This is a genomic window from Sporosarcina sp., assembly GCF_029257255.1.
In the GTDB taxonomy this organism is placed as follows: domain Bacteria; phylum Bacillota; class Bacilli; order Bacillales_A; family Planococcaceae; genus Sporosarcina.
Genome location: NZ_JARICI010000089.1, coordinates 1 through 14,262, shown reverse-complemented (window position 1 = coordinate 14,262; position 14,262 = coordinate 1). Strand labels below are relative to the sequence as shown.

Here is a 14,262-nt window from a genome sequence, read left to right as displayed (position 1 = left end):
CCCCAAAAGTTAGATTTTATAACTCTAACTTTTGGGGTGCACATCACGCATTAAAGCTGCGGGAAGTATTTTTTATTACTTAAACCTTTTCAGTTCTTTCTTTTGCTGCATCAGATAAAATACAAGTGTAACTAAACCATAGAGGCCCTTGTATTCTTTCTCCTGAACAAACTCACTTGCATTGCCTACACGTTCCTTCAATCGTACAGAACGGTCAAGGGCAGCCGTGGTGACTTCGCGTGAAGCCTCACCGACATCTCCAACAATTTGGAAAACAGGCGTTACTTCGGCAACCTGCTTATTCACATTACTGATCGTCTCGTTACTCGTGTGAAGTATTTGTTGGGTCTGACCCGTAATATCCGCTACCGTTGCTGGCATGGTGTCCGTGGTTTTTTTTACACTTTCGAGCACTTCAGTTAATTTCCCAAGTGGCTTGATCAACACGACTGCCACAATAATAAGAGCAATACCAATGAGTAAGACGCCAATACCTAATACCCAATCCATATCTAGTTCACCTCTTTTCTTTCTGCTGCTTTGCGCTGTAATACATACGCGCGGCCACTTCAGATAAAACGGTTGTCTGTTGCATCAATTTCGCATACTTGCCGGGCGGTGCAGCCACCTGATCCGCCATCTTGGCCAAGGAATGCTGCACATATTCTGTTGAATCACGCAGCTCCTTTGCCGATGCCGCCAATCCGTCAACGGACTGCAGTTTAGCATTTGCATCCTCAGCAATTTGATTCGTTTGATTCATCAGCTGATCGGTTTTGTCTGTGATGCCGCTTACTTTTAATTCTACGCGTTTCATGGTGTCTGTTACATCTTTCATCGCTTCTTTGACCGTTTTGGCCGTTTTGATAATAGCAATTGCAATGACTACTAAAGCCGCTACGGCAACTATGGCACTAATATACAAGAGCACCTTCAATCTCGTCACCTCCACATGATAAAAACCTGTACCTTAATTATACAAAACGTCTGTCTAATTAACAGTGCCGTTAGACGTTCTATACCCTTGTCTTTCCACAAATGAAGGGAATCTAAACACCTGCTTGCTAATTAACCTTAAGCTCATTGGCTAATCTGTGAAAAAAGAACCGGAAACATGTTATCATCTAATAAATATGGAAAGAAAGGGTGAACGGGATGCCTTGTAATGCTTGTCGAGTTCAAGATCTAAAATTTGAAGTCTCTTTTAAAAATTATCAACAGCCTGCGCTTATTCAATCGGTGGATGAGCACTTAAAACGATCCGATATGCTGGTGCGTATTATTTGAAATAGCAAGGATAAAAGAATTATACGACTTTTGCATGAATCATGCAGCACAAATGGATACTAAGGTGTGGCAAAGGATCTAGGAAAGCAGCAGATCGCGGAACAGTTTCTCGAGAAAGCACTGGCGATCGGCTCTGTTCCATTAGCAGAAGGAATTGAAGAACTCGCAGATTTTGAATGGCTGAAAAACAGAGGCTACCAGTTGTTTCAAGGGTATTTATTCGGAAAACCATCCGCAATCTCGCTCACCAAGATTTCTATTTGACCACCGCTTTTCCTCAAGTTCAATTAGTTTACTGTACAAGTGATTTAATGTTAAAATAATTACAACAAGGAGATGGTACAGATGAAATTAGACGGAAAAATCGCAATTATTACAGGTGGCGCAGGTGGTATCGGTCTAGGAATCGCGACGGCTTATGTAAAAGAAGGAGCAACTGTTGCAATCGTTGACCTGAATGAGCAGGCAGGCGTAACAGCAATGGAGAAATTGCAGAAAATCTCTCCGAAGTCGATATTTATTCAAGCAGACCTATCCAAACATGCAGCATTGCCGACTATTGTTGAAAAAGTAACAGAGCAGTTTGGCAAACTTGACATTCTTGTCAATAATGCACATGCATCGCGCATGAAAGCGATAGATCAAATCACACAGGATGATTTGGATTTCTCTTTCAACACCGGATTTTATCCGACATTTTATTTAATGCAGGCAGCCCTTCCTTATTTAAAGGAAAGCAAAGGGAAAATTATCAACTTCGCTTCTGGCGCAGGTCTTAATGGAGATATTAACCAGGCATCTTACGCAGCTGCAAAAGAAGCGATCCGCGGTCTTTCAAGAGTCGCTGCAAATGAATGGGGACAATACGGTATCACATGCAACTTGATTTCTCCGATTGCCGAAACTCCGGGAATCAAGCAGTGGGCTTCAGAGCATCCTGAACCATACAAAGCCATGCTTGCGAAGAATCCATTAGGCCGATTGGGAGATCCCGAAAAAGACATCGGTCGTACTGCAGTTTTCCTCGCAAGTGAAGACGCAGATTACATTACTGGCCAGACAATTATGGTCGACGGTGGTTCAGTTAAATTGCGCTGATCTTTGCATAGGAAAAGGCTGCCAAATCGGCAGCCTTTTTTCTTTGCAAACTCATAAATCAAATAAATGTATCATTCAATTTTGTATATATCTGCAGCAAGTGTTTTTGTTCAGTTTCTGACAGATGGCTGAAGAATTCCGTACGTACTTCTTTGCCGTGTTCTTTCGCTTTGTCTAAAATTTCTACACCGAGCGGAGTTATTTCCCAATACTTTGTCCGTCTGTCTTCCTCATCATTGCGCATGGTAATATAATCATTGTTAATCAGTTTAGTCGATAAATGCGTCAGGGAGGCAGGTGTATAGCCAAGTATTTCTGCCAGGTCTGATGGACGCTGTTCTCCGCTTTTATGCAGTTCCAGTAAAACTAAAATATGCGAAATACCTAGCGCCAGTTCAGATTCTTGCTGAAATCGAATTAGCATTTTATTCGTCACTTGATCCATCACGTGCAGCAAATTAAAAATAGTTTGTTTATCTACCAAATTGGACTCCTACCTTTCATTCAAGAAACTTTATGCTTATATACTATTCATCATACAGCAATTTCAGCAATTACAACATTTGTATGACAAAAATTGATGAACTTTTACTATTATAATTCGAAAGTACATAGATTTTCATTTTCTACTTTTTAATTTGAGATAGATAGCGTATGATTAAGACAACAAATGAACTAGATATAAAGAACGCGAAGGGTGGGCATTAGGTTTGATGAAATTTAAAGATTCACTGACGTTTCAACTCGGGACTATTATTGCGGGAATTTTAGTGGTGATGTTGGCGATTACATCTCTTGCTACATATAAAACTGCTTATGATAAGTTGTACGACGCAGCAGGAATTGAAGCGTATGGCTGTGCGAACATTACAACCGGGTTAATCCGGCCGGATGACATGGAGAAAGCATTGGCAGGCGATGCGCAGACACAGGAGGATATAGGCCAGTCTTTGAATTGGACAACTGATCATAAAAATATATTTGAAACACAATATATCCTTGACTTAGACGGAAATCTGATTGCGCTGGATGATAATTTACGTGCGAAAGGATTCAAGGCGGGAGACGCTTTCCAAATGGATAAAAAAGCGGTTGATGAATTACTGGAACATAATCACCCAACGTATTCGCAGCCATATGAATTCGGCGGAATGAAACGATTGTCCGGCTATGCGCCGATACATAAGGATCATGATACAAGCAAAGAAGTCGTGGCAGTGAGTGTCATCGATTTCGACGCGAATATTGTAAAAGAACGTACATGGGCTGTCGTGCGTGATGGTATTCTGATCAGTATCATTCCAATGCTACTTGCTTCAATCGTTACAGGCTTCTTGATTCGACGCAAGACAAAGCCGATCTCCAGTCTGATTGAACATGCGAAGAAGATTGCAGACGGTGATTTGGCTGTAGCGGCAACAGAAGTTCGTTCGAATGATGAAGTAGGCGATCTGGCACGTACATTGAACCGAATGACTGTTAATTTGCAGGAAATGATTTCGACAATGAACACTACCTCGCATAAGCTATCTGAAAATTCCGGTGAAACGTCCGGATCATTGCACGAAATGCGCGAAGCAGTTTCCATGGTGGCAAACAGTATCGAAGAAGTTGCAACTGCAGTAACAGACGGCACAACAAATGCAGAAAATGCAACAGGCATCTTATCTAGTTTAGCAAATGATCTTCGGAATACGAAAGAAGATGCCGATGCAATGCTGGTCAATTCCAATGAAACGATGAATATCGCGCTTGAAGGTGCAAGACGTGCGGATGAAATTAGCAGAGATATGGAGTTGATCCGCACAGGTTCTCAAGAAGTCGGTGATACAATTCAAAACTTGGTAGAATCCACTACGAAGATTCAAAACATCACAGGTTCGATTGCCGGCATTGCCGCACAGACGAATTTGCTTGCGCTTAACGCTTCAATTGAAGCCGCACGTGCAGGAGAGCATGGCAAAGGTTTTGCTGTAGTAGCAGAAGAAGTCAGAAACCTGGCTGAACAGTCTAACCAAGAAGTTCTTGAAGTGGAGAAGTTGGTGCAGGATATTTCTGAACGCATTCAGCAGGTAATCACTTCTACATCAGAAAACACCAAGCATATTACAAAAGGAACTGAAACAGTACGACTCACTTCACAGTCGCTCAGCAATGTTTCATCTGCAGTAGCTGAAACGGTGGAGGAGATTAAAAACATTTCCAAACTGATGACTTCAGAATCACAGAAGTCATCAGAAGTAGTACAACTGATAGAAAACTTAACACACTCGGTACGAGATATTGAAGATATGACAAACAATATCGCTGCAGCTGCGGAGCAGACAACTGCTAGCATCGAAGAAATTTCAGACCGCTCTAAACAGACCAATCAAATGGCACATGAACTGGAAGTCTTTGTAGGCTCCTTCCGTTTGCCAAAGTAAGATCAGGCCATCGCTTTTGACGCGATGGTCTTTTTTTACATTGCAATAGGAATGTACGTTCTGTATACTAACGAACATACATACTCTTTCGGAAGGAGGGATTCATATGGAGCGAAATCGTGACCGAGGAAAAATTAAATGGACTTCACTGATGCTCCCTGAACATTTGGAAAGACTGCGCGGCTGGCAGCAGGAAGATCAATATACCGAACGGCCGGAACTGTCAGATTTTGAACTGCAGTCGATGCAACAGACGCTAGAAACGGCTTGGCACAGAAAATGCGAAGTGGTAATCAAAACGTGGCATGAGGGGCAGGTTCATCACTATCAAGGCATCATCGAAGCGCTGAACCCCTCAGCTTCCGTCATTCTGCTGCGCGATCCGTTCGGTACAGATAGACTTTCTGTCCCTGATATTATCGACGTACAGTTGGCGAAAGATGTGGAAGGTATATAAAATCGCGAAAAATAAAAAAGCTATCTGCAAAAGTGCAGACAGCTTAGTCTTTGTAGAACGCTTTTTCGATATTATACTTCGCGCGCTCAGTATTAATGACATACGTTTCGTAGATTTCGCGTTCCATTGGATCATCGACAAGAACAGCTGAAATTTTTGCTACTTCTTCACGGTGATTGCGCAATGGAGAAACTGTATCTTCAAAGTGCTTCTTTAGGCGCGGGCGCAATTTTCTTGCTTTCCCTACAAATAAAAGCTCATCACTTTGATTGAAGAACAGTAAAAGTCCGCCTTTATCACGCGGGATTTCATGGAAATCAATAAATCCATAAATCGGCTTGATCGGTGTCTCTTCAGACGTCATTTCCTGTTTTCTGCGAACGATTGTCACAGCGGGTTCGGGCAATTTAATAGTAATCAATTTTACGTCACATCCTCATATGGTTGAAGGTTCATCCTACCATATGACAGAGGAAAAAGCGAGAAACTTTCTGTCCGTTCCTGGCATATGGTAGACAAATGTCTTAGGAAGGATGAATCTATGAAATCGCCTGCCGTTGTTCAAACGCATCATGTGAAAAATACAAAACCGAAAGTGGATATTTATTATCCGGTCATTACGCAGCTGGAAGAATCAAAAATGCTGCAGCAGCTCAATCAAATGATTTTTAAAGCGATGAATAAACTGCTCGTTGAAAGCAATTATTATGATCCGAATTTGGTGGAGCTGTTTGCTACGTATGAACTGAAAAACAACCAAAGAGGACTTCTCAGTATCAATCTCATTGTCTATTCATTTACTGGAGGAGCGCATGGCATGACGTATTGTAAATCTCTAACGTTCGATACACGAACAGGCAGAAGTTATAGTTTGTCTGATCTGTTTAAGCCTGACAGTCCGTATGTTCAGCGCATTTCAGAATATATTCGCCGCCACATAAAGCAATGGGATACTCCTGTACTGGAACCTTTTACAAAAATTAGACCTGACCAGGATTTCTACATCGCTGATACTTCGCTCGTTGTCTATTTTCAATTGTATGAAATCTCACCATATGTAGCCGGTTTCCCGTATTTCCCGATACCGCTGCTTGATTTGCAGGACATCATTAAACCAAACAGTCCAGCAGACAGAAGCCTGCCGTTTATAGGCGTGTAATTCGACAGAGGTTTATGAGAATAGTTCTGGCACTCGTGTTATAATTTGAATAAACAGATTATAAAGGCGAGGTGGAACTTATGCTGAGAGATTTTTTTATCGGGTTATCGGAAAATCAGCTGCTGAATCGTGCTGCACAAAATTACGGAATGCATCTAGGTGCACAGCAGGTAGTAGCGGGAACCAATATTACGGAAATGATGGAAAGTGTCAAAGAACTGAATCAAGCCGGCATCTCCTGTACGATTGATAATTTAGGTGAATTTGTCTACGATAAAAGTAAAGCCATCACAGCAAAGAAACAGATTTTATCGGTAGTGGACGCGATCCGTGAACAGCAGGCGGATGCACACATCTCTATAAAACCTTCACAGCTCGGCCTCGACATCGATTATGATTTCTGCAAAGCACAAATCAAGGAAATCGCGAAGCATGCCGCCCAAGATGACATTTTTGTCAATCTGGATATGGAGAACTATCCGCGGCTTGAGCCGACGTTCCGGCTAGTTGATGAACTGACAGAAGAAGGCTGTACAAATATCGGCACTGTCATTCAAGCCTATTTTCACCGCGCCTTACAAGATACACGCGATCACCGAGATATGCGAACCAGGCTTGTCAAAGGTGCCTATAAAGAATCACCGGAAGTTGCCTATCAGAACAAGCAGGAGATCGATGAAAATTTCATAAAGATCATTGAGTGGCATCTGCTTCACGGCACTTTTACTTCCATTGCCACGCATGATGACAACATTATCGATCATGTAAAACGCTTTGTCAGAGAACATGCGATTTCGCACAATCAGTTTGAGTTCCAGATGCTCTACGGATTCAGAAAAGATCTGCAGCTGCAGCTTGCAAAAGAAGGTTATAACTTTTGTACTTATGTACCTTTTGGAGAAGATTGGTACGGTTATTTTATGCGCAGACTGGCAGAACGTCCGCAGAATATTAATTTGATGACCAAGCAAGTGTTCAATAAAAAGACCAATACAGTCATCGGGATCGCAGCCGGAGCATTTTTGCTCGGGCGTCTGTCGAAGCGGCGAAGGTAAGAGAACTGTCTCCATAACAGCATAATTAGGAAGCCAATCAAAGTTTAACTTGAGTGGCTTCCCATTCGTGTTTTATAAAATATAAACTTGAAACAATTAATATAAGTGCTGCAATTAAATTTTGGAAAAGCGCCAACTAGGAGGAAAAGATGAAGATTATAACAGTGAAAGGCTATAAGGAGTTGAGTGAAACAGCCGCACAAATTGTCTTACAAAAGATCGAGCAGGATCCCGAAGCTGTTATTGGTCTTGCAACCGGCAGTACGCCGCTCGGATTATATGAAGAACTGGCTGTGGATCATCAGCTAAACGGGACTTCCTATCAAAAGATCACTACGTTCAATCTGGATGAATATGTCGGATTGCCTGCAGATCACGACCACAGCTACCGTTATTATATGAATGAAAATTTATTCACACATCTTGATATTCCAAAGGAACAGACGCATATTCCTAGAGGAGATGCAGAAGACGCCGCGGCAGAAGCGAAGAACTATGAAGAGTTAATTCAACGTACCGGCGGAATTGATCTGCAAATTCTCGGAATCGGCAGAAATGGACATATCGGTTTCAATGAACCGGGAACGTCTTTTTCGTCCATTACGCATCTTGCAGATCTCACGTCATCTACAAGAGAGGCGAATAAAAAGTTCTTTGATAGTGTAGAAGAAGTTCCTGAACTGGCAATTTCAATGGGGATTGCGACGATCATGCGAAGTAAAGAAATTTTATTACTGATAACAGGGAAACAGAAACAATCTGCATTCGAGCAGTTGACGAAAGGGGAAGTGGATGAAAGTTTCCCAGCATCCGTTTTAAGGAATCATCCACATGTCACCGTCATTATAGATGAAGATGCCAAAACATAAATCTTTATTGAAAATTGTAAAGTACCATCTGAGCATTGCTTTTTCGGCAATGCCTTTTTCTGTTTACTCAATTAACTATCAAATACCTTCATGGAAAATATGTGCAATATGGTATGATGAAGGAAAATCATAGAAGGCTAATTGAGTGAGAGATGTTTTTAAGACAGCGGTGGCTGCAAATGACTATGAAAATTGTATTCGCAAGTTCAAAAATGAGGAAGAGGCAGAAAAACAACCGCAGTTAGTATTGCTGACAATGCTAACTGCAATAGGCATACTTATCTTCAGCATGTCTGGGTTGTTTTTTAGGTTATCGTGCTGCGCAATATAGGGATTACTTTTATAATTGTAGGATTCACCTTCCTGGCGATTACACAATGGAGGTCAGGCGGAGTACAAAAAAATCTTAATTCACTGTTCCTCATTATGATGATGGCTGTTATTTACAGCCTTTATTACTACTGAGTCAGAAGGGAGGGCTAAAGCTATGGATTGGAATGAAGTGACAAACCGTGCAGAAATCAAGCACCTGTTAGAAACGTTTGGCTTTTTCCACGACAGCTGCCTGAAAGAGCTGTATATGTGGACCGAAAGTTACGTTAATGACGATTTGTCCATGAATGTGCCGCCGCACCTGGATACGAATGTGAGAATTCTGTTCCAAAGACAAGCTGAAGATCCTTCTGCAGTTGAACTGTTGTTTGAAGGTGTCACACAGTGCCATATTCTTCCTAGTCTAAAAGATCATGATTCCGTCATTTACGGCGCGACATTAATTTCTCAAAACAATCAATTTTATTGGGCCGATGCAAGTGACTGGGAAACAGGAGATTATTCAGCCAGCTGGATTTCAGCCGAATGTTTGAAATGGCGGAATGCAAGTGATTGGATGGGGAAAGAAAATCGTTATGGTGCAATGGAGTAATGATAATAAAAAGGAAGTGGCGATATGCTCCCACAACTACCTGAATCACAGAAGCAATCAGTAGTAATTGGAGTGGACGGATTAGGAGGATCAGGAAAAACAACGTATGCGACAGAGCTGCAGCAGTCGGTAAAAAATGCATATCTTTTTCATCTGGACGATTTTATTCATCCCGAGAACATCCGTTACAACAATACATACGAAGAATGGTTCTGCTATTATGAGCTGCAATGGCGTTATGAGTATTTGATCAGCAAACTGCTGGCCCCTTTGAAAAAAGGCTTAGAAGTGAAGTGCTATATAGAGCTTTATGACAAGGAAACTGACAGTTATAAAGAGCAGGCAGTCGAAATCCCGCGATGATCTACAGTGATTTTTGAGGGTGTTTTCCTGCAGCGACCGGAGTTACGAGCATACTTTGATTACGTCTTGTTTCTGGAAGTGGACAGAAAGACTAGAATGGAACGAGCACTTAACAGAGATACATATATCGGCAGTAAAGAAGAGATTATCGACAAGTATGAGCGCAGATATTTTCCAGCAGAAGATGTATATATGAATGACTGCAATCCTTTATTGCTTGCTGATTATATTCACAAAACATACTACAAAAAGCGAGGGACTCTATGAAAATCATAAAAGCTACAGTACAGGATGCATCTGTCATACACGATATGATGATTCAGGCATTTCTAAAGTATCAAAATGAAAATCCACCTTCCAGTGCGCTGGATGAAACGATTCAGACAGTGACAGAAGGATTGCAAAACGGCGAGCAGGCTTTCATTTGCTGCGTCGAAGATCAGCCGGTCGGAATGGTACGTTTTCGTATTGATGAGAACAGTATTTATTTTTTCAGGCTGTCTGTCATTCCAGAACGACACGGTCAAGGGATTGCTAAAAGAATTTTGAATTATTTAGAAGACTATGCAAAGCAGCAGAAAATGCATGAATTATTATGCAAAGTCCGGATGGATGTTCCAGAAAATATACAGCTCTATCAATCGATCGGTTATCACGTATACGAGGAAACAATTGTCAAAAGAGCAGACGGTGCATCTGTCCCGGTGGTCGCCATGAAGAAGCCACTTTGCTGATCCGTGTTTAATCAGCCAAAAAGCAAGGTAGATATACTTATAGAAGGAGCTGATGTTTTGCAAAAGAAATTATTTTACTTACTTCTAACTCTATTTCTTGCAACAGGCTGTACTGCCAATAAAAACAGTACCTCAAACACGCCGGAAGAAGCGCTCGATCTGCTTCATGCAGAGGAAGAATTCGCCGAAGTGTTAAAGGTCTACAGAATACTGGAAGCAGATAACGATCGCGTGATTGCCGTCTATAAAGGGAAAATGGATCAGAAAGAAGAGATATTTATCGCTGATTTAAAAAAATCTGAAGAGGATACATGGGTGGCGACGGATGCGATAGGAATTGGGACAACTTCTGAGAAAACTAAGGACGAAAGCACAGCTACCGCATCATTTGAAGCAGGTTACATTAAGAAAAATAGTGCACCGAATCCTAATACAAAAACTGTCGAGATTGAGGATGACAAGTATAAGGTGTGGGTGAAGGTGAATAAGCAGTAATTGAGAAAGACCGCAAAACAATCATCTGCGGTCTTTTTTCATTGTCTTGCGAACAAAATCACAAAATAGACGACCATTGCGAGTAACCCGAGTGGAACACCAGTACGTGCCCATTCACCACTGCGAATATTTAATTTGCCCGCTACTATGATATTCGGAATGTTCCCGGGGATCAGCATTCCTCCGCTAATAAGCAAACCGAGCAAAATGGCCTGAATAGTTGATTCATCCATTGCGGGACTGATTTCAGCTGCAGCCAGTGTCGCGTTATCGAGCACAGCAGAAATCATATTGATCCAATACAGTGTCAACGGATGAAGATCGAGCAAGTACAGCCTAATCAGCGGTTCAAATCCAGCGCCAAGAAGTGTCAGTGCTAAAACAAAAACATATACTTTCATACCTCGAATCAGAATACCCACGTAAGATTCCGCTGCTTGTCCGGATGAATGCTGAGTGGAACGACGACGCGGCTTTATGAGGAAGATCGCCAGCAATCCAAACGCGAATACACCGGCAATAATATCCCACCCAAGCAAATTCATTAGATAATAAAAGTCTTCATTCAGCTTATTGGTTGCAATCGTCGAAAGTGGCTCTCCAACTGGCGTAAGTACTGCGCCCATTCCAATTGCATAGCATGCCAAAATAACGAAGCGGATTTCAGAACGGCGGTCCATCTGCAGTACGGAAGCAATTGCGACAAGCACAAGCGCCGCAATAATGGCGGTAATGATGCTTGAAATAATACCTAGAATCATGATGATACAGGCCAGGAAAATCCGGAATGGAATGAGCTGACTCCAATAAAGAATGGTGCTCTCAAAAGGAACGCGCACCCAGCGGAACACAACGCCCGCCGCAATTACTGCAAACGTAATATGAAGAGGGTTGTGAAGCGCCTGCATAATTAGCTGTGGTTGCAGAACACCGCTGACATATGCAGCAGCGCAGCCCATAAAGAACAAGAACAGTTCCAAGTTGCGCTCTATACGGTGTACCGTAAATGGCAGCAATAAGACCAACGCCAAAATAACGATCAATCCAATAACCATGTTATTCTCCTTTCCACCAATGTTTCTTCTACACTGTATGCAAAACGCCGATTCATCTTGCATACAGTCTGAATAGAATAGAAAAAAGAGGAGGGACACGCTTTGGACGTAACAGATATTGTACTGATTCCGGTCATTATTGGATTGACCGAGCTGCTGAAAGTCTATGGCTTGCCGAAGAAATTATTACCCATTTTTTCGCTTGTTTTCGGTATTGGCGGCGGCATTTTCTATCTATTTCCGCAGGACTGGAAATCGGGTATTCTAGGTGGAATTATTATGGGACTGTCAGCCAGTGGATTGTATTCCGGCAGTAAGACGATTGTCAGAAAACCGCCGGATGATGAGGAAGATGGAAGATGATTTTTAAAGGGGAGGCCTCTTGTTTGTGTCTTGAAATGACATGGACGGGGTCACCCTTTTTCATTTTAGTCACGATAGAGTTGTTAAATAATTATAGTATGGTAATTTAGGGAGAAGATCAGATGCACATTACAGAAAAGAAGCTAGAATCCAAAGTGAATCGCTACTCATATATAGTTTAGGGGTGAGATAATGAAGTATTTTGAAGAGGCCAAACACATTTGGGTAAATTATGTTCCAAAGAGTGGGCAATCCGATACTGTTGAAGGTGAATTAATAAGGGCGATTGAAAAACTTCGATATGAAGCACATAATAATGGAAATGGTAATTGGGACGAAGGGTTTGAACTATTTTGCTACTATTTATGGGATATTCTAAACGATGATAGCGTTTTTGGAAATGAAGTTTTACATGAAATCAGAACAGATATTGATTTGATTAATAATAGCGAAGTACCGTACTTAGAAGATGATCTATATGATCGGATTGCTGACCGAAGTATTGAATGGAGTTTAGCTCATAAAGGTCCAATTACAAGAAAGAAGGATCCAAAGCAATATAGATGATGTAGTAAAGGTGATTTTTCAAAATTTATCACTCCAGAAATTCATTTTAAAATAGGATGCTTCAAGTGAAAAATGCTGTTGTGTATAGAATTTGGTCGAGGGAAAAGTGAATATGAATAACGATTCGTGTGAATTATTCGTATGAATATGGTAAACTAAACGTATACTAAAAAAGACTGAGTGCGTGAACACCCAGTCAATACAGCTGACATCCGCTTGAAGTGCGGTTGGCCAGTAACACGAGAGTTTTTACATGAAAGTAACTACCCTGCTTACTTGGACGTTAGCGGAGGGTGGTTACTTTTTTCTGTTGATGAATAGAGCAACCATCGCTACAGTGGCTGTCGCCGTTGCTGCGAGGAACATTCCAAACTGGAATAACATGTTCATTGCTTCATATGTCACCATGTAAACACCCCCTTTCTCAAGGGAGTGCCAACCGCCCATCCGCTATATGTCACTGCATCTATTATTCTAACACTTTACATAACAATTATGAATATTTTATGATAATTCCTGCACAGGCCTATTTTATTAGATTTATACTTATTACTGCATACTTTCCATTTTCGATAATTCCAATGAAACTTCCTGGATACCCTCCTGCATGATGGCCACCATCTCCGCCAATTGTTCATGAGATGTAGCCAGTGGCGGCATCAAAACAATTACATCACCGAGCGGTCTTGTCAGTAACCCGAGCTCTCTCATTTTCAACGTGGCCCGGTAAGCGACACGGCTTTCCAATGGGAAGGGTTCTTTCGTGTGTTTGTCTTTCACTATTTCAATTCCGCACATCAAACCGCATTGTCTTACGTCACCTACGTACGCGAGCTGTTTGATATCAACCAACAATCTTTCGAGATACGCTGCTTTTTCCTCAGCCTGTTTCACAAGTTGCACTTTTTCGAAAATCTCCAAGTTTGCTAGAGCCACTGCACAGCCCAGCTGGTTCCCAGTGTAAGAGTGTCCGTGAAAGAATGTTTTCATTTCTTTATATTCTCCGTAAAACGCGTTGTAAATTTCTTCGGTCGCAAATGTAGCAGCGACCGGTAAATAGCCTCCCGTAAGCCCTTTTGCTACGGTCATCAGATCCGGCTGTATACCTTCGTGCTCGACAGCGAACATTTTTCCTGTACGTCCGAAGCCGGTTGCTACTTCGTCCACGATCAGCAATACATCAAATTCCTTACATAACGCTTCAACGCCCTTTAAATATCCTGCTGGCATAGTATTCATTCCGCCAGCTCCTTGAATCATCGGCTCCAGCACCATCCCCGCAATTTCTTCGTGACGTTCTTCAAATAAAAGGCGCAATTCACGCAGGCTTTCATCACGTACCGTTTGTTCATCGCCTGAAGGGTGGCGGTAGACTGCTGGGAACGGGATGACGAGTGCATCAAATAATA

Annotated in this window: 21 protein-coding genes; 14 read left to right on the top strand and 7 right to left on the bottom strand. The window is 41.9% G+C overall.

Annotated elements, in window-relative coordinates:
* Window positions 1-75: 75 nt before the first annotated feature.
* On the bottom strand, window positions 76-510 hold the full coding sequence (locus tag Q1J64_RS16520; protein WP_301110220.1) for a DUF948 domain-containing protein: 435 nt from the start codon (window positions 508-510) through the stop codon (window positions 76-78).
* 7 nt (window positions 511-517) lie between these two features.
* Window positions 518-931, bottom strand: a complete 414-nt coding sequence (locus Q1J64_RS16515) for a DUF948 domain-containing protein (protein WP_301110222.1) — start codon at window positions 929-931, stop codon at window positions 518-520.
* 422 nt (window positions 932-1,353) lie between these two features.
* Between Q1J64_RS16515 and Q1J64_RS16510 the strand changes: the two genes are divergently transcribed.
* Window positions 1,354-1,551, top strand: a complete 198-nt coding sequence (locus Q1J64_RS16510) for a hypothetical protein (protein WP_301110219.1) — start codon at window positions 1,354-1,356, stop codon at window positions 1,549-1,551.
* 81 nt (window positions 1,552-1,632) lie between these two features.
* Window positions 1,633-2,385, top strand: coding sequence for an SDR family NAD(P)-dependent oxidoreductase (locus Q1J64_RS16505; protein WP_301110218.1), 753 nt, complete (start codon window positions 1,633-1,635; stop codon window positions 2,383-2,385).
* Between the two features lie 58 nt (window positions 2,386-2,443).
* On the opposite strand, the gene Q1J64_RS16500 is transcribed toward Q1J64_RS16505, so the two are convergent.
* Window positions 2,444-2,869 carry a MarR family winged helix-turn-helix transcriptional regulator gene (locus Q1J64_RS16500; RefSeq protein ID WP_301110217.1) on the bottom strand — a complete coding sequence of 142 codons (426 nt, stop codon included), beginning with the start codon at window positions 2,867-2,869 and terminating at the stop codon, window positions 2,444-2,446.
* Between the two features lie 229 nt (window positions 2,870-3,098).
* On the opposite strand from Q1J64_RS16500, the gene Q1J64_RS16495 reads away from it, so the two are divergent.
* Together Q1J64_RS16495 and Q1J64_RS16490 are read left to right on the top strand one after the other, a co-directional pair.
* Window positions 3,099-4,811, top strand: coding sequence for a methyl-accepting chemotaxis protein (locus tag Q1J64_RS16495; protein WP_301110221.1), 1,713 nt, complete (start codon window positions 3,099-3,101; stop codon window positions 4,809-4,811).
* Between the two features lie 106 nt (window positions 4,812-4,917).
* Window positions 4,918-5,268: a YolD-like family protein gene (locus Q1J64_RS16490; protein WP_301110216.1), complete on the top strand. Its 351-nt coding sequence runs from the start codon at window positions 4,918-4,920 to the stop codon at window positions 5,266-5,268.
* A 43-nt stretch (window positions 5,269-5,311) separates the two neighbouring features.
* Here Q1J64_RS16490 and Q1J64_RS16485 read toward each other — a convergent pair whose 3' ends face one another.
* The gene (locus Q1J64_RS16485) at window positions 5,312-5,689 is read right to left on the bottom strand and encodes a nucleotide excision repair endonuclease (RefSeq protein ID WP_301110215.1); all 378 of its coding nucleotides are present in this window, start codon (window positions 5,687-5,689) and stop codon (window positions 5,312-5,314) included.
* Between the two features lie 120 nt (window positions 5,690-5,809).
* Between Q1J64_RS16485 and Q1J64_RS16480 the strand changes: the two genes are divergently transcribed.
* The 8 genes from Q1J64_RS16480 to Q1J64_RS16445 all read left to right on the top strand — a co-directional run bounded on the left by Q1J64_RS16480 (window position 5,810) and on the right by Q1J64_RS16445 (window position 10,868).
* Entirely contained in the window at window positions 5,810-6,427 is a 618-nt protein-coding gene (locus Q1J64_RS16480) for a DUF3298 and DUF4163 domain-containing protein (protein WP_301110214.1), read from the top strand.
* Between the two features lie 80 nt (window positions 6,428-6,507).
* Complete coding sequence (locus Q1J64_RS16475; protein ID WP_301110213.1) at window positions 6,508-7,482, top strand: proline dehydrogenase family protein; 975 nt, start codon at window positions 6,508-6,510, stop codon at window positions 7,480-7,482.
* Window positions 7,483-7,631: 149 nt separating this feature from the next.
* Entirely contained in the window at window positions 7,632-8,351 is a 720-nt protein-coding gene (nagB, locus tag Q1J64_RS16470) for a glucosamine-6-phosphate deaminase (protein ID WP_301110212.1), read from the top strand.
* Between the two features lie 487 nt (window positions 8,352-8,838).
* A complete protein-coding gene (locus Q1J64_RS16465; RefSeq protein WP_301110211.1) occupies window positions 8,839-9,276 on the top strand; it encodes a hypothetical protein in 438 nt (145 codons plus the stop codon).
* Window positions 9,277-9,300: 24 nt separating this feature from the next.
* Window positions 9,301-9,639 carry a nucleoside/nucleotide kinase family protein gene (locus Q1J64_RS16460; RefSeq protein ID WP_301110210.1) on the top strand — a complete coding sequence of 113 codons (339 nt, stop codon included), beginning with the start codon at window positions 9,301-9,303 and terminating at the stop codon, window positions 9,637-9,639.
* A 96-nt stretch (window positions 9,640-9,735) separates the two neighbouring features.
* On the top strand, window positions 9,736-9,906 hold the full coding sequence (locus Q1J64_RS16455) for a hypothetical protein (protein ID WP_301110209.1): 171 nt from the start codon (window positions 9,736-9,738) through the stop codon (window positions 9,904-9,906).
* Window positions 9,903-10,373, top strand: a complete 471-nt coding sequence (locus Q1J64_RS16450; RefSeq protein WP_301110208.1) for a GNAT family N-acetyltransferase — start codon at window positions 9,903-9,905, stop codon at window positions 10,371-10,373. The genes Q1J64_RS16455 and Q1J64_RS16450 overlap by 4 nt, the downstream gene beginning before the upstream one ends.
* A 57-nt stretch (window positions 10,374-10,430) precedes the next feature.
* Window positions 10,431-10,868, top strand: coding sequence for a hypothetical protein (locus Q1J64_RS16445; RefSeq protein ID WP_301110207.1), 438 nt, complete (start codon window positions 10,431-10,433; stop codon window positions 10,866-10,868).
* Window positions 10,869-10,906: 38 nt separating this feature from the next.
* On the opposite strand, the gene Q1J64_RS16440 is transcribed toward Q1J64_RS16445, so the two are convergent.
* Window positions 10,907-11,923: a DUF1646 family protein gene (locus Q1J64_RS16440; protein WP_301110206.1), complete on the bottom strand. Its 1,017-nt coding sequence runs from the start codon at window positions 11,921-11,923 to the stop codon at window positions 10,907-10,909.
* A 102-nt stretch (window positions 11,924-12,025) separates the two neighbouring features.
* Between Q1J64_RS16440 and Q1J64_RS16435 the strand changes: the two genes are divergently transcribed.
* Window positions 12,026-12,286 (top strand): hypothetical protein, encoded by a 261-nt coding sequence (locus tag Q1J64_RS16435; protein WP_301110205.1) that lies wholly within the window; start codon window positions 12,026-12,028, stop codon window positions 12,284-12,286.
* Window positions 12,287-12,478: 192 nt separating this feature from the next.
* On the top strand, window positions 12,479-12,853 hold the full coding sequence (locus tag Q1J64_RS16430) for a hypothetical protein (protein ID WP_301110204.1): 375 nt from the start codon (window positions 12,479-12,481) through the stop codon (window positions 12,851-12,853).
* A gap of 297 nt (window positions 12,854-13,150) precedes the next feature.
* Here Q1J64_RS16430 and Q1J64_RS16425 read toward each other — a convergent pair whose 3' ends face one another.
* Window positions 13,151-13,261 carry a putative holin-like toxin gene (locus Q1J64_RS16425; protein ID WP_301110203.1) on the bottom strand — a complete coding sequence of 37 codons (111 nt, stop codon included), beginning with the start codon at window positions 13,259-13,261 and terminating at the stop codon, window positions 13,151-13,153.
* Window positions 13,262-13,402: 141 nt separating this feature from the next.
* Window positions 13,403-14,262, bottom strand: an 860-nt coding sequence (locus tag Q1J64_RS16420) for an aminotransferase family protein (protein WP_301110202.1), incomplete at its 5' end; no start/stop codon positions are given.